This window comes from Acetobacterium tundrae (assembly GCF_008086615.1).
Taxonomy (GTDB): domain Bacteria; phylum Bacillota; class Clostridia; order Eubacteriales; family Eubacteriaceae; genus Acetobacterium; species Acetobacterium tundrae.
On record NZ_RXYB01000029.1, the window covers coordinates 1 to 18,946 of the forward strand.

At 38.3% G+C, this 18,946-nt stretch carries 16 protein-coding genes and 1 pseudogene; 5 read left to right on the forward strand and 12 right to left on the reverse strand.

Annotated features, from left to right (window positions below; genetic code table 11):
- The 4 genes from FZC40_RS17320 to FZC40_RS15505 all read left to right on the forward strand — a co-directional run.
- Positions 1-216 (forward strand): hypothetical protein (locus tag FZC40_RS17320; protein WP_207706739.1); only part of this gene is annotated, 216 nt, incomplete at its 5' end.
- 20 nt (positions 217-236) lie between these two features.
- The gene (locus FZC40_RS15490; protein WP_148605980.1) at positions 237-896 is read left to right on the forward strand and encodes an undecaprenyl diphosphate synthase family protein; all 660 of its coding nucleotides are present in this window, start codon (positions 237-239) and stop codon (positions 894-896) included.
- Between the two features lie 231 nt (positions 897-1,127).
- Positions 1,128-2,447, forward strand: coding sequence for an Nramp family divalent metal transporter (locus FZC40_RS15500; RefSeq protein ID WP_207706740.1), 1,320 nt, complete (start codon positions 1,128-1,130; stop codon positions 2,445-2,447).
- 140 nt (positions 2,448-2,587) lie between these two features.
- A complete protein-coding gene (locus tag FZC40_RS15505) occupies positions 2,588-2,767 on the forward strand; it encodes a hypothetical protein (RefSeq protein ID WP_148605983.1) in 180 nt (59 codons plus the stop codon).
- 370 nt (positions 2,768-3,137) lie between these two features.
- Here FZC40_RS15505 and FZC40_RS15510 read toward each other — a convergent pair whose 3' ends face one another.
- Both FZC40_RS15510 and FZC40_RS15515 read right to left on the reverse strand, forming a co-directional pair.
- On the reverse strand, positions 3,138-3,989 hold the full coding sequence (locus FZC40_RS15510; RefSeq protein WP_148605985.1) for a sensor domain-containing diguanylate cyclase: 852 nt from the start codon (positions 3,987-3,989) through the stop codon (positions 3,138-3,140).
- A 311-nt stretch (positions 3,990-4,300) separates the two neighbouring features.
- Positions 4,301-5,416: an SLC13 family permease gene (locus FZC40_RS15515; protein WP_148605987.1), complete on the reverse strand. Its 1,116-nt coding sequence runs from the start codon at positions 5,414-5,416 to the stop codon at positions 4,301-4,303.
- A gap of 282 nt (positions 5,417-5,698) precedes the next feature.
- Here FZC40_RS15515 and FZC40_RS15520 point away from each other — a divergent pair, with 282 nt between their 5' ends.
- The gene (locus tag FZC40_RS15520; protein WP_148605989.1) at positions 5,699-5,953 is read left to right on the forward strand and encodes a hypothetical protein; all 255 of its coding nucleotides are present in this window, start codon (positions 5,699-5,701) and stop codon (positions 5,951-5,953) included.
- A 707-nt stretch (positions 5,954-6,660) separates the two neighbouring features.
- Here FZC40_RS15520 and FZC40_RS15525 read toward each other — a convergent pair.
- From FZC40_RS15525 to FZC40_RS15570, 10 genes and pseudogenes are all read right to left on the reverse strand, one after another.
- A complete protein-coding gene (locus FZC40_RS15525) occupies positions 6,661-6,858 on the reverse strand; it encodes a hypothetical protein (RefSeq protein ID WP_148605991.1) in 198 nt (65 codons plus the stop codon).
- A gap of 31 nt (positions 6,859-6,889) precedes the next feature.
- Positions 6,890-7,519 (reverse strand): corrinoid protein, encoded by a 630-nt coding sequence (locus FZC40_RS15530; RefSeq protein WP_148605994.1) that lies wholly within the window; start codon positions 7,517-7,519, stop codon positions 6,890-6,892.
- Between the two features lie 233 nt (positions 7,520-7,752).
- The gene (locus FZC40_RS15535) at positions 7,753-9,213 is read right to left on the reverse strand and encodes an FAD-dependent oxidoreductase (protein WP_148605996.1); all 1,461 of its coding nucleotides are present in this window, start codon (positions 9,211-9,213) and stop codon (positions 7,753-7,755) included.
- Between the two features lie 146 nt (positions 9,214-9,359).
- Positions 9,360-10,868 carry an NADH-ubiquinone oxidoreductase-F iron-sulfur binding region domain-containing protein gene (locus tag FZC40_RS15540; RefSeq protein WP_186843845.1) on the reverse strand — a complete coding sequence of 503 codons (1,509 nt, stop codon included), beginning with the start codon at positions 10,866-10,868 and terminating at the stop codon, positions 9,360-9,362.
- Between the two features lie 13 nt (positions 10,869-10,881).
- The gene (locus tag FZC40_RS15545; RefSeq protein ID WP_148606000.1) at positions 10,882-13,017 is read right to left on the reverse strand and encodes an FAD-dependent oxidoreductase; all 2,136 of its coding nucleotides are present in this window, start codon (positions 13,015-13,017) and stop codon (positions 10,882-10,884) included.
- A gap of 57 nt (positions 13,018-13,074) precedes the next feature.
- On the reverse strand, positions 13,075-14,139 hold the full coding sequence (locus FZC40_RS15550) for a uroporphyrinogen decarboxylase family protein (protein WP_148606002.1): 1,065 nt from the start codon (positions 14,137-14,139) through the stop codon (positions 13,075-13,077).
- Positions 14,140-14,273: 134 nt separating this feature from the next.
- Positions 14,274-15,200: a LysR family transcriptional regulator gene (locus FZC40_RS15555; protein ID WP_148606004.1), complete on the reverse strand. Its 927-nt coding sequence runs from the start codon at positions 15,198-15,200 to the stop codon at positions 14,274-14,276.
- Between the two features lie 1,218 nt (positions 15,201-16,418).
- Positions 16,419-17,384 carry a uroporphyrinogen decarboxylase family protein gene (locus FZC40_RS15560; protein WP_148606006.1) on the reverse strand — a complete coding sequence of 322 codons (966 nt, stop codon included), beginning with the start codon at positions 17,382-17,384 and terminating at the stop codon, positions 16,419-16,421.
- Between the two features lie 59 nt (positions 17,385-17,443).
- The gene (locus FZC40_RS15565) at positions 17,444-18,073 is read right to left on the reverse strand and encodes a corrinoid protein (RefSeq protein WP_148606008.1); all 630 of its coding nucleotides are present in this window, start codon (positions 18,071-18,073) and stop codon (positions 17,444-17,446) included.
- A gap of 143 nt (positions 18,074-18,216) precedes the next feature.
- Positions 18,217-18,674, reverse strand: a pseudogene (locus FZC40_RS15570) (pterin-binding domain-containing protein).
- Positions 18,675-18,946: the final 272 nt, after the last annotated feature.

The window sequence follows — 18,946 nt, forward strand, 5'->3', positions numbered from 1 at the left end:
TCTTCTCTGAGGATTTCCAGCACGATGGCTGCCTTTTCCTCTGGGGACCATGTTCGTCGTTTTCTATTCATGTGTATAGTTTATCTTATTTTCTGGAATTTGTGTCCAACTATTTGTGAACATTATCTTTTCGCCCCCTATTCCATTGACAATTTTGAAACATTATCTAATAAATCATTATTCATCGGAAATTTAGGTTATAATTACAATAAATAAAAATTTATGAGGTGGACACGATGAATCATTTAAAACGACTACCAAAACACATTGGGATTATTCCTGACGGCAATAGAAGATGGGCCCTAAAAAAAGGATTTGAAAAGCAGGATGGCTATAAATTTGGCATACAGCCAGGATTTGATCTCTATAATTTGTGTTTAAAACTGGGTATTGAAGAAATGACTTTTTACGGATTTACATCGGATAACACAAAACGCCCATCTTTACAGACAAAGGCATTTCAAAAAGCATGTGTCGACGCGGTTGAATGTTTGGCAAATCGGGATGCCGACTTACTAGTCGTTGGAAATACTGAGTCACCATTGTTTCCAAAGGAACTGCTGCCATATACTAAAAGAACGCGATTTGGGAAGGGTCTCATGAAAGTCAATTTTCTAGTTAATTATGACTGGAATTGGGATTTGAATTATTCAAAAAAAAATAGTGATGTTAACATAAATGATAATCTTATAGAGGGAATTGCTTCTTTTGATATCTCCAGGATAGATTTGATCATTCGTTGGGGCGGAAGATGCCGATTAAGTGGATTTTTACCCATTCAATCCATTTATGCAGATTTTTATATTTTAGATGAAATGTGGCCGGATTATACCATTGAACAGGTTTACAAAGCATTAGAATGGTATCAGGATCAGGATGTCACATTGGGTGGCTGAAAATGATTGCTTCAGTAATCATAGCACTCAAAGAGAACTGACATTATCATCTCCTTAATTTGCAAGCGGTATTCAGCCTCCCTGCAACATACCGGAAGCGACTGAGAACATCCAATGGTATCGAACGGCTTAACAAAGAACTACGTCGCTGCGAGCGGGTTATATGAAACATCACGAAAAATGGTCGTCCGTTAATATATAGGTAGTATAATAAATGAAATGGAGATGACAATGGAAAACAATAATATCTCAACTGAAGTTAAAAAAGAATTAACAAAAAGTAAAAAGATAATAAAAAAAATTGGAAAAACTTTAAAATCAATTGGCCCTGGATTTGTAACTGGAGCAGCAGACGATGATCCATCTGGAATAGCAACATATTCAGTCGCTGGAGCGCAATATGGTTATCAAATGACTTGGATGTCATTATTTTTATTACCAGCAATGATATCTATTCAAGAAATGTGTGGCAGAATAGGAATAGTAACTGGTAAAGGTTTAGCAGGTGTTATTAAAGAACATTATTCTAAGAAGTTATTATATTTTATGGTAATGCTTTTAGTAATTGCTAATATAATAAACATCGGAGCAGATTTAGGTATTATTGCTGCTTGTCTTCAAATGCTATTTGGTCAAAACTTTTATATGTGGTTAATAGTAGTAGCTATTGGGATTATTTTACTTGAAATAACTGTACCTTTTAAAACTTATTCTAAATATTTAAAATGGTTAGGATTAAGTTTATGCGTATATATTATTACAGCATTTATGGTAAATCAAGATTGGAATACAATTGTTGTTAGTACTTTAATTCCACATATTGAATTTAATTCAGTTTATATTATGACACTAATTGGATTTATTGGAACAACTATATCACCATATTTATTCTTCTGGCAAGCGTCAAATGAAGTAGAAGCAGAAATAGAAGAAAATAAAATTGAAGATTTTGGTGAAAAACCAAAAGTTAGAAAAACTGATATTATAAAAATGCGTTTTGATACAAAAACAGGAATGATATTTTCTAATATGATTTCATTCTTCATTATATTAACAACAACAGCAACTCTTCATGTATCTGGTATTACTAATATCGAAACAGTTCAACAAGCAGCATTATCATTAAAACCTTTGGCTGGTGACTTTGCATATATATTATTTTCAGTCGGTGTTATTGGTATTGGATGGCAAGCAATTACTGTCTTAGCTGGATCTATAGGTTATGCCGTATCAGAAACATTTAATTTTGAAGAAGGTTTATCTAAACCATTCTTAAAAGCCAAAGCATTCTATATTATTATTGCTCTTGCAACAGCAGTTGGATTAGTTATGAATTTATTTCATATTAATATTATTCAAGCATTAGTATATGCAGCAGTAGTTAATGGTATTGCATCTATTCCATTAATATTCCTTCTAATTAAGATGTCTAGTAACGAAAAAATAGTTGGTAATCGTAAAACCCAAAAAATTAGTAGCGTAATAGCATGGATTACATTTATATTTATAACTCTATCAGTTTGTGTAATGTTATATACAATGTTCTTTTAGAAGTAATTAAAATGTTTGTTTTGTTCAACTACATAACTTATGTGTTTACATAAAGTATCGTTTTTTTACAAAAGAGTTGTTAATTCATGGGTAAGCGTCCAATAATCGCATGGATTTAAAACGCTTTAAAAACATGGTAGGTGAAGAATCAGGTTTCTGAAGCCAGTAATTATTATTGGCTGAAAACAATCCGTGAAGACTTACTGGTTCAAGTCAGCACGCTTGCCATTACTGGTTGCACCGAGTTTGCTGAAATTAAAGCAAAACCAATGGAAACAAAAAGTGGAGGCGAGACTGTACCGGTTCAAAGTGACAATTAATCTTATGAATTATCGTCATGTTTAATCTCAAATCAACTCTGAATGACTCCCTAAATGATATAACATAAACCCCAAAGCATCATCTATCTCTCATAGCTCAATAATAATCGGATTTAATCAGATATTCACTGCATTTTTTTCAATTTTCTCTGGCAACAATTATTTTGTTCAATACTTCTTGCAGCGGTACAATGCAGTTGTACCACTGCAACTTTCGCAGAAAAGTACTAGTGTTCGTTGTAGTGTTAACTAGTACTTTATATTGAGGATTGGTTTGGGTTCAATGTAAACCTCGTCCACGGAATGCCAGTTAATTAACCGTTACAGATTAAGTTATATAAGTCAGACACTGGTTATCCACTTATCTTTTTCAGCGGCTTTTTTTAATTTCATAAAGTTTTTTATCAGCTTCAATAATAACTTTTTCAAGAGTGTCTTCATCATACATCTGGTATAATCCAAAACTGGCACTAGCATGAATAACACTGTCGTTGTAGCTTATTTTAATGTGATCAACAATGGTCTTCATTCGTTTAATCAAAAGGTCGGCTTCGGCGTAATTTGTGTTTGACATAAGCAGTATAAACTCATCGCCACCAAAACGACCGAAAATATCGAATTCACGGATACTTTCATTGATCGTTTTTGCTATTTCCTTTAAAACAAGATCGCCTGCATGATGTCCGTAAGTGTCATTAATAGCTTTAAATGAGTCAACATCAATCATAGCAATTGAAAAATTGGTCCGAAACCGTTTTGCTTTTAAAAATTCAACATTTGCCAGTTGCTCAAAGTATTGTCGATTATTGATACGAGTCAGACCGTCTTTTTGTGCAAGTTCTCTCATGTTTTGTCCTTCTACTTTATCAGTCACATCTATACAGCTTCCAATATATCCAGAAAACTCGTGGTTGTTAATATAGTAAGGAACTCCTCTGTCATTAATCCATCTCCAGACACCATCTTTACGTTTCAAACGGTATTCCATTTCAAAAGATTCCTCCTTTTCGAAGGCATCTAGATATATTTTGATGCAGGTCTCATAATCTTCAGGATGGACACCTTCCGTCCATCTAACTCCCATTTCCTGTTCCAGAGGTCTACCGGTAAAGTTCAGCCAGGTTGTATTAAAATAATTACATAAGGTATCTTTTCCGGATCGCCAAATCATATTTGGCGAAGATTCTACAATTATACGGTACTGATCATTATCTAAATTCATTGAATTTCCTCCCAGGTATATTCACTTTTTCTATTTATCAGGAATAAATCACGCTGAATGATACCTGATACTGCACTCGTATTTTTATATCAGTTTGGTATACGCCTTGTAAATTTTCATAATGGCCAATGATTTTTCGCATATTTCAATCATATTGTTAACATCTGATTGTTCAAATTTTTCAGCCCATTTTATTCCCCATTCAACAATATTGTTTACTGTGGCTAGCGACTATGTGAATTGGTATAATCAACTTGCTAGTGTATCTTTAAAAAAATGAATGGAAATGGTAACAAGCTGGATTTTATTTTCTAAACTATTAAAAATATATAAAATAGCGCTGTAAATACTATAAGACTAATAAAATTGTATATGGTAAATTTAATTATGTATTTTTTTCCATCATATTCTTTAGCGTAAAATTTATAAGATATTAAACTGGCAAGTGAAGCAATGATTGTTCCCATACCGCCAATATTTACACCAATCAATAATTCTTTCCAAGAGTTTGTAAATTTGGATAAAAGAATCGCACAGGGCAGGTTACTAATTAACTGACTAAAAAATATCGAGGAGAAATATACATTTGTATTATTAATTAAAATTCTCTTCATAAAATTATCGATAATTGTCATATTTGATAAATTACCTATGGCGATAAAAAAGCAAACAAATGTAAGCAATAAAAAATAATCTACTTCCTTGAATAGTTCTTTTTCTATTATAGAACTGACAAGTACGCTTATTATAAAAGCGATTCTATAGTCAACTACATTGAAAACAGAAAATAGTATAAATATAAACAAACTACAGTAAATAATCACGCTTTTTTTATCTTTAATTTCTATTTTATCTAAATTGAATTCTAAATTTATATTTGGAATTCTGCGATTAAGCATAAATAACCATAATGCACCTATTACTACAAAGAAAATTGTAAGCTTAAAAAAAGCCAATATACCTATGTTAAAAAAAGAAAATAAATATAGATTCTGTGGATTTCCCATTGGGGTGAGACTACTACCAATATTCACAGCTAAGGTTTCAAAAATTACTGTTTTTATTGGATTAAACTTAGCCTTTCTCGCAATAACCATGGTAAGGGGGACAAAAGTGATTAAAGCTACATCATTTGTGATTAACATTGACGAAATAAAACATACGAAAGTTAATATTAATGAAACCATCCTAAGACTTTTATGTTTAGTTAATATTTCAACCGCAATTTTATCTAATAATTTCAACCTTGTAAATGCACTTATTACTATCATAAGATTAAATAATAGGATTAATACCTTGAAATTTATATAATCTAATTTTGGTGGAGAAATCATAGAAGTAATTAATGCTATAAATAAAGAAATAGTAAAAACTATTTCTGCTTTGAAAATTGATATAGCTTTATTGCAGAACTGCTTTACATTCAAAAATACACCTCCAAACCTTGCAATGGTCAAGCATTTTTTTTAAAACATTAACCTAATATTTACGACAATCGTTTCAGCAGTTGATGCCTTTATTCCAGCAGACTTTTATCCTGATTTTAATCGGAGGTTTGGCCGTAATCGGAAATATCCTTTGTATGGCTTTGCTTCTGCGCTGATTCTTCAGAAAATTCTTTCCACTCCTACAGATGCTCTGCTGATCATCCTTATTCACTTATGTAAAGAATTGCGGATATTGATGTCTATAAAACGGCTTATGGTCTCATGTCTTCGACCGTCGAAGCTTCTTCAGATGCCAAACAGATGTACATCAATAGTCACTTCTGTTATTCCCATAAGCTTTCCCTTGTCACCAATTGCTCGGGGATCATCCGCCACATTGCTTTTCTGGATGACTTCAAACAGTCTCATCCGGAACTGGTGATTGAAAAAAAATCGGATTCACCAGATGCAGATAAAACAATTGTGGACAGTAATGAAGGTCAATACTTTTTCGGACAAAAGCATATGCAAATTTAAGAATAAATCATTATGGCTTATTTTACCATTTACAGGTCAATAATAAAAACAAAATAAAAGAGATATTTCAAATAAAAAGTAAACAAAAGAGCCATTCCGAACCCTCTTCGTGAATACAAGCAGCTTAGTTCTATTTTATTACCATTATTTCACTTTTATAATTAAATACAAATAAAAAGCAGCAAAATATTCCTATTTAGCTGCTTTTTATTTGTATTTAATTCATTTTTGGTGGAGGCGGACCGTACCGGTTTAAGGTGACAATTGACCTTAAAAACTATCGTCATAATATTTAAACATGAAAGCACAAAATGATTTACAGTCTCACATTTTATACTGCAATTCGCCTTTTAAACATTCCTCGTATGTTAGGTGTTTCCTTTTCGGCTTGATGTACTACAATTTAACTGACACATTTGAATTTCTCCTTTACCTGTTTTGTTTCGTCACTTAACAGTGTATTCGAGTTTTTCTCTTGAGTCTTTCTTTTTTAATAGATGGTCATTTTATTTTACAACTTACCGAATTTTTGGGGGAGGCCTGTCTATTCTTTCTTTATTTTCATTTTGTAACCTTTCATCGATATACCCCATTGACAGTATCGCTTTACAACGGAATTATCAATGGGCACACGTTTTTTATTCAATTTCCTTAGCTTTACATGTTCAATTTATGTAAGCTTTTTTGACCTCACTTTGTTTTCGTTTTCAAGCAGAAACTTTTTTCAAATATACGTATAGACCTATAAAACCGCCCAAGAAACCACTCACCAGTCCGGTGACGCCATTACCAATACTGTTTGCTAAAACTGTTTCCGGAATGGGCATAAGAAGCCAATTCATTAAAAAGCTACCTAGAAACCCCATAATTCCGCCAAGTAATCCGGCTTTAACTCCTGCTTTCATCATTTTTTCCTTTCTAAGATGTATTGAATTCTTATCTAACCAATTCTTTCGCTTTAACTGCCGCGCTACCGGCATCTTCCGCATAGCCATCGGCACCTATTTCAGCAGCAAATTCCGATGTTACCGGAGCACCGCCAACAATTACCTTAAAGCCGGTCAAACCACTGGCTTTAATAGTTTCAACGGCACTTTTTAAAGACGGCATCGTTGTGGTCAATAGTCCTGAACAGGCAACAAGAGTGACATTGTCATTTTCTTTAATGGCTTCCACAAACCGTTCATCGGGAACATCCACGCCCAGATCCACCATCGTAAACCCGGCACTTTCAATCATCATTGAAACCAGATTCTTTCCGATATCATGAAGATCTCCTGCTACCGTTCCAATGATACATGTTCCCAGCGAGGTCGAGTTATCGCCAGCCATCAGCGGTTTTAAAACCGCTACCCCTTTTGCCATACTTTTGGCAGCAATCAGCATTTCCGGTACAAAGATTTCTCCAGCTGAGAATTTTTCACCAACGACGCCCATTGAGTCAATCATACCGTTAAGAATTTCCTGTGCGGCAACACCTGCATCCAGTGCTTCCTGTACAGCGGCGCCTACTTTTTTCGATTTCCCTGTTTCCACCAAAATTTTTACTCCTGCGATTTTCGACATAATTCTCTCCTTTTTTGATTCGATTTTGTGTGCTATGTTTTTTTTTGAAAGCCCACAATTTCTAAAAATGCCTTCTCTAAAGGCACCAATATATTCCATACAATATTCGTCTTCACCCATCATAGCATCAGCGATAACGTGAAATGTAACTTCGATCCCGTTTGCCTTATATTTCACTAAAACATTAGTTTTCTGTCTTTTTTTTGTCAAAGAGCTACATTCTATTGTTCCTTCTATTGTTCCTTCAAATATTCGACATAGTCAGCCGCACTTTCGCCCGCAATTCGACCCGAGTTAATGGCGAAGCCCATGGAGTTTCCCGGTAGAACAAACGTATAACTATCCCGGTTCAGTGAATTCGCATCAGAACCTGCCGCGTAAAGTCCCGGAATAATGTTCTCATTAGCATTGATCGCCTCACAATACTCGTTGATCTTAATGCCCCCAAGCGAACCGAAAGCAATCGGAATTATTTTTCCGGCATATATTTTCCCCTTCCGAATCGGGCGCATGTACTTCGGATCCTTATGGTAAAGCTTGTCATAACTGTCACAATATTTATTATACTCATCAATCGTATAACAAAGATTTTCAAAATCGATACCCGTTTTTTCGGCCAACTCCTCGATGGAATCCACTACAATAAAATCGTTACCATTTATTTCTTCGGTATAACGTTCGACTTCAGCATCAAAGTTGTCCATGTTAGAGGGGGTAACATCCAAAGCTCTAAAGTCATAACCATATTTTTCATAATATCGTTTTGACGATTCATCAAAAATTACATATGCAGCGGACCCTCTCTGACGGGTAATCGCATTTCCAGCATATGTCGTGTTACAGAGTTGGTATTCATTAAAGAATCGATTGCCGTCGAGATTGACGAGTAGATTTGGCTGACGACAAACAGCGTCAATCGTTTCATATTCCATTACTTTCGTAAATGCAATACACATCTCCATGTTGACATTGTCCTTCGCAGCACCGATTTCTCGAGCCATTCTAATACCATCTCCGTCGATGCCGGGAATCATAAAAGAGTAAAGAGTCTCAAAGAGTTTATATCCCGTTTCTTCAAATACCATCTGCGGATTACTGCCAAACCCACCAGTGGCGATTATGACCGCCTTGCCTCTTTCTTCAATCTCTTCGCCATCAGCAGTCACCGCCTGGAGCCCTACAACGGCACCGTTTTCGGTTATAAGTTTCTTAACCGGCGTTTCTAAAAAAAACTCAACACCCAATTCATCCGCCTTGTCTTTTAAGGCTTTCATAATAACCGCTCCGCTTCCGTGCCCGAAAGTGCCATTACTGAGCTTGGGCAAATGCCATGTTGCCTGCGAATCTGGAAAATGTCGAACCGCACCATACCACTCGACACCCAGGTCTTCCAACCAATTAATCGTGTCGCCGGATTTATCAACATACGCTTTTACTAGCCGGCTGTCTGTGTGCCAGTGGCTGTAATCCATAAAGATTTCGAAAACCATTTTCTTTGTTAATGGCTCGATTTGATTTTTTTGAACCCTACTTTCGACGCCAAACGGACCCATTGCCATATTCGCGGTCCCTCCAGTTGTTTTCATTTTTTCGAAAACCTTAACTTTGGCACCCGCTGATGCTGCACTGACTGCTGCAGCAAGTCCGGCTGGACCAGCCGCTACGATAAGGATATCTACTTCGTTATTTTTCATGTATTTTATACCTCCGATGTTTTTTTTGCGTTTAGAAAATGCCATTACATGTATATTGCACTATTTTTTTCGTGAAAATATAACTTCTCACCAGAATACCGATTCATTAAATTTTTAATGAACCCATTATTTCGCGGTCCCTTTTTTTACCTTCTACGTCTTGACTGTTTCCACGATCCGACGGGAATTGGACTATCCGGAATCTTCGGTGTACTTTCTCCTACAATTCGTATTGCTTTGTTTGGACAGACTGATACGCAATCAGCGCAACTGTCGCACATATCCTGCACTATGACATGAATGTAATCATCTTCACCCTCAATTGCATCACGCTGACATTTAGCCAGACATTTACCGCAACCGTCGCATGCCTCTGGCGAAATGTAATAGGATCGATACCCCTTACAGACCTGCGCTTCACAAGTTTTCCGTCGTATGTGCATGTCAAATTCATTCTGGAAAAAATCAAGCACTGAGAGAATCATTTGCGCAGCGCATTTGCCCTGATTACAGCTGGACACTAGAAGCATCGCCTCTGCAATTTCTCTCATACAATCAAGATCATCGACCTTTCCACGCTTTTTCGTAATATCCTTAAGCGTTTCATATATTTGTGCAGTGCCCATCCTGCCGAACACACATCTACCGCAGCACTCTACCGATGAGACCTCATAACAATGCATGACGCTGTCAACCAGACATTCTTTTTCTCGCAAAATTCTGATTACTGCGTTACCAAATGCACCGCCGGCATTATTGATCCCGTCAAAATCGAGCAAAATACCTAAACGATCTGGCGGAAATATTGCTCCCATGCTCTCTCCGAAGGAAAAAGCCTTTATACCCTCTGTGGGTATTCCTGCCCTTTCTAAAACATCACCAATACTTGATCCAATGGCCACTTCTGTAATAAGAGTAATATCGTTTTCAGTATCAACCAGTTGTACGATTTTTGTCTCGATATACCCTTCTTCCAGTATGGCCGGAACCGAAGCCAAAGTTTCCATGGAATGGTAAAGCGTCGGCTTTCCATTCAATCCAGCCTCGGCTGCATGGGGCCGATTACATACTGTTACCGGTGACAATCCTTCCAACGAACGCAAGATTATGATTTCCTGTCCTTTTTCTGCATTATTTTTTCCCATAACAACTTGAATATCAAACTGGAAATCAGATTTCAAAATCCCTTTCCCAAGGATCTTGCTGGATCGCATCTGCTCTAGTGCTTCACTGATGATGTTGTACTCAACCGCTTGCGTATTTCGAAGAAATATAATCCCCGAATCTGCACCGATGGCATATCCTGCAATCATAATTCCTTCAACCGCAGAATAAACATCGTTATGTATCATTGCATTGACAATCATATTGTTATTATCACAATTTGAGAAATTGGAGACAATATATTTCTCACCCGTCTGACCTGCACAACATCTCCATTTGAGTCCAGCCGGATAACCGGCTCCACCTTTTCCGCGGAGCCTGGAAACCTCAATCTGCTTAATAACATCTTCTGGTTTTAACTTTAGAACTTTTTCAAGACCGGAAAAGCCCCCGAGATTGATATATTCAGCAATATTGTTACCCGACATCCGCCCCCATTTCTTTGTGACAACACGCGTTGCCGCATTGTTGATATTTAATTCATGTCTCATTATCATATCCTCATCATTCTTCTGACGGTACTGCGTCGTATGAATTCCAGAATTTAACCTTCTCAATGTCTCTTCTCAAATCACATTGCAGACATCTTACCGCTTCTGCTGTTGCCGTTTTATCGGGATATGCTTTTGTGGTCTGTTTGAAACCTGAAATTCTTTCAGATACTGGAAGCAATTCCTCGGATGCCCTTTCGAGCTTATCGAAACCCGCTATTCTACCGATAAAAGGTTCCTGTTCATTACGATCTAAAAGCATTTCATCAATATTGCCTTGCCCACCCAGAAACTGATCGACTTCAATTGCAGCGTCTCTACCAGCGGCAATCGCACTGATTACGAATTTCGTCCCGGTTATAATATCTCCGGCTGCAAATATTGCATCCGAACCTAAAACCTGACATGAATTCGGTTCGGTGACCAGCGTGTTAGCTTTTCCTACTGTAAAACCACACACATCATCAAATGTTTCAGATTGCTGCCCGACTGCAAAGATAACCATATCGCAATCGTATATGTGATTTTCCTCTGCTGTAATTTTCAGCTGTAATTTATTGTTTTCATCAAAGGTGAAAGAATCGACATTAGCGGTCTCCACCCCGGTAACGTGTTTTCCGTCTGTTACAATCCGAATAAACGTTTTACATGGATGAACACGAATTCCTTCCTCAAAGGCTTCTTCAATCTCTTCCGCAGAAGCTTGCATACACTCCCTGGTTTCCAGACAAGCCAAATCGATACTTTCACAACCTAGTCTTTTTAGTGTTCTAGCACAATCAAAGGCTACATTTCCGCCGCCAATTATGAACACCCTTTTACCAATTTTAATATCCTCTTTTCTAGCCGTCGCCTCGAGAATACCAATCGCGGTTAAAGCACCTTCCGATGTGTAACCTGGTATCGGCAGAACGGAACCGCATTGCGCTCCTGTCGCCGCTATTACTGCATCAAAGCCCTCTACCAGTAGTAACTTAGGGTTTGTTATGTTTGTATTACATTTAATCTCGATCCCGATATCAAGAATATCCCTGATTTCACGCTGAACAATATCTTCTGAAAGCCGATATTTGGGAATTCCAAACTGCAACATCCCTCCGGCAATATTTTTCCGTTCAAAAACAACGACGTGATGGCCCTGCTTGCACAGATAATATGCTGTCGTCAACCCGGCCGGACCAGCACCGATAACAGCGACACGTTTTCCAGTTTGCTGTTTTACAATTCTGTGCTTCTTCCAGCTTCCGCTATCAAAATTTGCGGCGTATCTTTTAAGACTGCAGATCGAAACGGGCTGATTAACCATTCCTCTTCGACAGACATCCTCGCAGCTATGATTGCATATGAGACCCAAAGTTTCAGGGAATGGTACTTTTTCACGTATCACCGCGACGGCATCTTCTATTTCGCCTTTTGCAAGCTTGCGAATATACCTGGGAATATCGATATGTGCCGGACATTTCAGCTGGCACGGGACAAGCGCCTGCTCATAAGGAACTGTGTCGTTAATTATTCCTTCCTTGTCTCTCAGTGAACCTGTCGGGCACACCTCAACGCATGCACCACAAAAGCGGCAACCGGCCTCTCCCATAAGCTTGTTGTCGGGAATTCCGATGCTGCTGCCATCTTCTGTATGACAGTAATCAAGCACTTTTACCCCGCGCACTTCTTCACATGCCCGAACGCATCGTCCGCACTGAATACATCGATTCATGTCCCTAACGAACAACGGATTGCGCGTATCTGACGATATGTTTTTGCCAACTGTTTTCAGTCTTCCGCCGCGAAGTCCCATAAACTGTGCAACCGATTGCAATTCACATTTTAAATATTTGGGACAGGATGTACAGTCTGCCGGGTGCTCTGAAAAAATCAATTCAATCGATAAATTGCGAATCTTTTGAACTGCCGGACTATTCGTAACCAGCTCCATACCATTTTCCGCCTCAGTAGAACATGAAGCAACGATTGTTCCTTGCCCCAGCATTTCAACAACGCAGAGTTTGCACGCTTCATGATCAGGAAGATTTGGATGGTGGCATAGGTGCGGTATGTAAATCCCCGCCATTAGCGCAGCGTTCAAGATCGAACTTCCCTTTTTACAGCGAACACTTTTGTCGTCTATTTTTAGAGAAATACATTCTTTCATTCTCTTTCCCCCAATTCATGTTCTTTCTAGCGTCATTTAATTTTTTCTCCATTTAATTTATTTTTTATAAAAAGTGCTTCCATAACGAGCAATTTCATCCACCATCGTTACCATGCCACCCGTTGTAAAAAAACCTGTTGGCATAAAACCGCCACCAGGGGCAAGTTGATCAATCTGCGCTCTGACATGCTGGCGGATCTCTTCTTCTGAAATGCCGATAACATCAATAACGCCCTGCGAATCCATACCACCTGCAATAAGGAGTTTGTCTCCGTATTCCTTCTTAATCTTCATAAGATCGTTCATAACCTGAGCAGACTCCCAACAATCCACGCCAATATCAACTAATTCCGGCACATACATTTGCGCTTTTCCGCAGGAGTGGAATTGATAGTACATACCGAGGTCATGCACCGCATCAACCATGCGTTTGTAATGTGGTTTTAGTATTTTGTTAAATATTTCAACAGAGAAAAAGCCGTTCGCCGCCGAAGCTAAATCATCGTGAGCACAAACTACGTCAACATCATAATAATCTCTGAGTATTTTAAAATATTTTATTTTAAAATCTGCCATTGCACTGATAAAATCCGAAACAGCCTCCGGCTCTTCGAGAAAAGCGATCAGCGTTTCTTCGAAACCTAACATATCGTGAAGCCTCTCAAATGGACCTTGGACGGCAATACACGCATTCATCCTGTCTTTGTTATCAAACTGCTTATAACCAGCGGCATCTTTTTCCCAATCAATGGAGTCAAGATCAGGGAACTTTATTTGTGTCTCCCATTTTGTAATATCCGTAATAAACGGAGCACCTGGTTTTACCATCGGAGCGCCTGCTTCAGGAACGAAGACCCATTCCTGACCAAACCAGTCGAACCCGGATGTCCCGATTCCGCCTCCTGGACGATCGTAGTCAAGTTTGAGTGGACCTCTAAAATTAAAATCGGCATAATAATTAGGCACCCAGTGTGGAACCTTATGATTATAAAAGAGCTCCATATTTTCCCTATCGGTAATATCTTTCTCAAATTGATACACTAAAAACGGTGGAATGATGTAGTTGGGATCCATCGGCATCGCTTGGGGATCAGCAGCAGCATTTGCTTGTTCATTATTCATTTTTTCACAATCCTTTTGTTATTTACCGTGCTAATTGACATGGTATGAAATTATTATAAGTGCGTCTATACCCGAGCACAATTGTAAATAAAGAAATGGGCTTTTCGTAAAAAGAAAGTCTGATACAGATATAATTATTTTTTGGCAAGAATATATTCAACAAATGCTCTGATATACGGATTTTTATCAGGACGTTCATGCCAAATGACTAATTTCCGACATTTTTCATTCTCTAGTTCCACTAAGATATATTTTTTTATTCCTGATTTTATATCAACATCCAGATAATCAGGAGCTATAATTATACTCTCGCCAAACTGCATTTGCACCAGAACTGAAGCTGCACTATCTGCATAAGTTTCTATTTTAGGGGTAAATCCAAACTGCTTGCAAATTTCACATAGTCTGTTGGCATCATTTGGTGATGCTAAATCATCAGCAATTATAAATTTTTCTTTTTTTAAGTCGAAAAACGAGATTTTCTCCGTCTCTCTTTCACTGAGAGGATTTCTCTTGGGGACGTATATACAAAAGGTTCCATCCTTGATTGTCTTCCACTTCACATCTTGGCCGTCGATATTTTCAAGATCCTTTTCACTGGTGAAGATTGCATCCAACTTGTCATTGTTGAATTTTTTGATCAGAGAGCCTGAATCCATTTTTGAAAAATGCAGCGGAACTTGTCTGTAATCGGCTTTAAAATTTTCTATCGCCAGGTATATCTCTTCATACTGAAGAGTAAACATCAGGCCAATTCTTAAGGAATACATCATATCGGTCTGGATTTCAAGCGCTCTTTCTATTGACTCTGAAAACTCGATAATGATTTCTTTCCAATTTTCAAACAAATATCTTCCAGCTGGTGTCAAAATAACGCCGGATGTTTTTCGTATAAAGAGTTGTATTCCAAATTCATATTCTAGGGCGCTAATTGTCTTGCTAACTGTAGATACAGATGTGTTAAGCTGTAAAGCCGCACTGTTAAAACTATGTTTTTCAGCGGCAGTGATAAATATTAGCATCTTCTGCATATTTATGCTAGTAAAATCCAGCGGTTTCATTGTTTTCACGTATAATCCAATTATCCTCTTTCACAGAGGATAATTGGATTAATCCTTTCTTCCAATCTTTTTTGTTGGGGATAATCTCATTTACTCCATTTCCTAGATGTCATCACAAAGCCTGAAGAATAATTTGCACAAAGTATATCATCATTTTCTCTTAGGCGAAGCCATTCCAGCACGATGTACCTGGTAAAAAGAATGGTAGTGTGGCTGATCATCAAGTCATAGCTTCGTCTCTGAAATATCGTATGTATTTTTGGATACCGCTGTTTCCTGGTATTTTGAGTCCAAGTAACGATACAGATTTTCACCCTTAAACACAAGGATTAAAAGGAACTCAAAAACTTCGGCAACTGATTTTCCCGGTGTTATGCGAATGCCAGACTGTCTCAACAATACTCCAAGTCTCAAGACTTTAAAAGTTTTTAAAAATGTAATTTTTATCTATTTAGATGGGTTGTTTTGGTTTATCATAATGGTATGCACCTTTCTGTCTGATTTTTGTTGCTTTACGTTTTCATTATATCAGATGTCAGGTGCATTTTTCTGTCAACTTTTGTCTTTCAAAAGCTGAAACGTATTTGTTTTCAATACCTCCTCTGTATTTTATAGATGGGGAAGTTAAGTATATTACAATAAGTCGGTAAATAATTCCTTTTTTCTATTCGTACAATTTTTTTATCCAGACTCATCAGATAACCGCTGATTGGCTGCATTTCACACCTCAATATAAATAAAAAAAAGCCACCCACATTAAATAGACGGCAATTAGATCAATAAAATGGCGTACTATACAGTATGTATGACAATTATGAAGAAAAACACGGAGATTTGATTAAGAATTATTTAAGTTATGTTACTTTCCTTTGTGTAAGCGATTCGTTCCGGTTTGAGGAGAAAATTAATATAACTGATTACAGAAATACAAAACTAAAGGAGGCGTCCAATTTTTGTACCTCCTGATTACGAAACATTAGTAAAATGGCATATTTAGCATCTTTTAATAGAATATGCGACACAATTACGACAGTAATTCGTCTTTTGCCCCACTATATTTTCTGAACTCAAACTTCGCACATAAATAATCGACTTGAATTTTTTTCATTTCAGGATAACAGGCATAAAACTTTACCTTTTACAACGATGAAAACAACACAGCGGGTTGAAAGTGCTGTGTTATTTTCATCATTTAATGGGGTATTGTTTTTATATTCTTTATAGTTTATCCATGGTATGCCATGCTTCAATCATTGGTGCTAAACGCGGATCACCAACGAAAATTGCATTACCATTTTCATTCAACAGAGTAGGCATGAAAATAAAATTGCCTTTTGGGCCATACTGTTTAGCACATCGAACAGTCTCTGCAATGATATCTTCGATAGTCGCATCATTATAGCTTGCCGGTCCTGAGGAGTCCCAGCCACCTTCCACAATCAGGCGGCCTTGGTATTTTTCCAAAATCCCATCCAGATCATTACTGACCTGTGCAGAACTCCACATTTTCGCACCCATTTCGACATAATCTTCAATGATCTTTTCACACTTTCCACAGGTATGCTGGTTAAAAATCACACCTCTGGACGTCACTGCTTCAATAATCCGCTTATGTGAGGGTTTAATAACTGAACGATAAACAGCCGGTGACATAAACAGCCCATTGGCAGTGGCTAAATCATCAAAATAGGTGATTACATCCGGTTGATAAGCATCGATAAACCGGTTAAGACAGGTAATTTTATAATCGGCAAAGGCTTCAAAAAACTCTCTGCAGGAATCCGGATCTTCAACCAGTGAACACAAGGTATTCTCAAATCCCATAAAAGCAGCAAGTCTTTCAAACAGTCCTGTCGGGCTAAAAACATCTATAATGACTTCATCCCGATTGACATCAGCCAGTTCAATTTTTGCCGCTTCCTCAATTCCCAGTGCATCCACATCCGGAAAATGAACATATTCCTTCCAATTTGCTATATCTTCAAACATAAAACGGTTAGGCTCCGGCATTTCGCCTTCTTTTGTCACAACCCAATTAACACCGAATCCATCTAATCCGCCAGTTAAAGGCTCATCTGCCAGATCTGCTCCCAATAAACAGACCTTGTACAACTCAAAATTATTCGGAACAAACTCAGGCTTTCCGCCATCCAGCATTACTTGAAAATTTTCTCTCTGATTCATCTATTTTATCCTTTCACATACATTTTATTTCTTTATAATTATACACAGTAAGCTATTAATCAGCCAACCAGTTCCTTGGCCTTTACCGCGGCACTGCCGGCATCAGCCGCATAACCATCAGCCCCAATTTCTGCCGCATATTCCGGGGTCACCGGGGCACCGCCAACAATCACTTTAAATCCGGTCAGTCCGCTGGCTTTAATAGTGGCTACCGCTTCTTTTAGCGCCGGCATGGTCGTGGTGAGCAGTCCAGAGCAAGCTACCAAAGTAACGCTTTCATTTTCCTTGATGGCTGCCACAAATTTTTCGGCGGAAACATCCACCCCCAGATCCACCATTGTAAAGCCGGCACTTTCAATCATCATCGAGACCAGGTTTTTGCCAATATCGTGGAGATCCCCGGCCACGGTTCCAATGATACAGGTTCCCAGTGAGGATGAGTTATCGCCGGCCATCAGCGGTCTTAATACATCCACCCCTTTGGACATGGCTTTGGCCGCAATCAGCATTTCCGGTACAAAAATTTCGCCGGCAGAGAACTTATCGCCCACCACGCTCATCGAATCCACCATCGCTTGAAGAATATCTCCCGGCTGACTGCCTGCATCCAGGGCCACCTGGACGGCCGTCCCGATCTTTTTGGACTTACCTGCTTCCACCAATTCTTTGACTTCATTAATTTTTGACATGCTTTCTTCCTCCTATTTATAGTCGATTATATATAAATGTGTGTGCACATATTAAGGTGAACGACACGAGCAATTGCAAATTATGTCGCGTCGTTTCTCTGCGGGCGGGTAATACCTGCCCCTACAATCAGGATACTAAAGGTTTATTTTTTCACCGAACCATGTATCCCTTGTCGGTAGGACCGGATATATTCCACGCAGTAGTCGTCTTCGCCCATCAAAGCCTCAGTGGCATAAATAATGCCCATCAGATCCCGGTCGGTGGGGTCGAGAATTCCGTTGTCCAGGCCGGCGGTCATAGTCATAGCCATAACCGTAAATCCCATGTTGACAGACTTTCGGGCCGGCAGATTGAAGGAAATATTGCTGATGGCACCGGTAACGTGAATGGTTGGGGATTGTTTTTTGATTTCCCGGATCACGGCCATTTCATGGTTTCAAGCTCGATATTGTTCTCCACCGATGCGCAAACATCAATGAAATCGACCCCTGCCGCCGTCTGAATCCGGACCAGATTTTTTATAAACTCGGCATCCTTCTTTGCAATGGCTTTGGCGGTGGAAGGAATCGCACCATTGATTTTTTCTCCAATTATGATCATGTTGCTATTTCTCCTGTCTTCATTTCTTTTATCACTTACATGGCTTCAAGAATGGGTGCCAATGCCTGAAGGGTTTCTTCATTAACTGAAAGTAGTTTCGCGCCTTCACTTCCCTTGATCCATTCAAAGACATAAAGCGGTTTATCCTTTGCGACGTCATTATCATTATGGTAATGATGGTGGTCATGACATGAGCACTCAGCGCTTTCATGATGATGTTTTTCCTTTTCAATTGTTTACTACTATAATCATGTATTAATAAAACTCCTCCA

Coding starts and splice junctions, on each gene's coding strand:
- FZC40_RS15510 (WP_148605985.1), bottom strand. CDS start 3,989: ATGAATTTAGATAATGATCAGTACCGTATAATTGTAGAATCTTCGCCA.
- FZC40_RS15520 (WP_148605989.1), top strand. CDS start 5,699: ATGTCTTCGACCGTCGAAGCTTCTTCAGATGCCAAACAGATGTACATC.
- FZC40_RS15545 (WP_148606000.1), bottom strand. CDS start 13,017: ATGAAAGAATGTATTTCTCTAAAAATAGACGACAAAAGTGTTCGCTGT.
- FZC40_RS15530 (WP_148605994.1), bottom strand. CDS start 7,519: ATGTCGAAAATCGCAGGAGTAAAAATTTTGGTGGAAACAGGGAAATCG.
- FZC40_RS15535 (WP_148605996.1), bottom strand. CDS start 9,213: ATGAAAAATAACGAAGTAGATATCCTTATCGTAGCGGCTGGTCCAGCC.
- FZC40_RS15550 (WP_148606002.1), bottom strand. CDS start 14,139: ATGAATAATGAACAAGCAAATGCTGCTGCTGATCCCCAAGCGATGCCG.
- FZC40_RS15500 (WP_207706740.1), top strand. CDS start 1,128: ATGGAAAACAATAATATCTCAACTGAAGTTAAAAAAGAATTAACAAAA.
- FZC40_RS15560 (WP_148606006.1), bottom strand. CDS start 17,384: ATGAATCAGAGAGAAAATTTTCAAGTAATGCTGGATGGCGGAAAGCCT.
- FZC40_RS15540 (WP_186843845.1), bottom strand. CDS start 10,868: ATGAGACATGAATTAAATATCAACAATGCGGCAACGCGTGTTGTCACA.
- FZC40_RS15525 (WP_148605991.1), bottom strand. CDS start 6,858: ATGAAAGCAGGAGTTAAAGCCGGATTACTTGGCGGAATTATGGGGTTT.
- FZC40_RS15565 (WP_148606008.1), bottom strand. CDS start 18,073: ATGTCAAAAATTAATGAAGTCAAAGAATTGGTGGAAGCAGGTAAGTCC.
- FZC40_RS15490 (WP_148605980.1), top strand. CDS start 237: ATGAATCATTTAAAACGACTACCAAAACACATTGGGATTATTCCTGAC.
- FZC40_RS15555 (WP_148606004.1), bottom strand. CDS start 15,200: ATGAAACCGCTGGATTTTACTAGCATAAATATGCAGAAGATGCTAATA.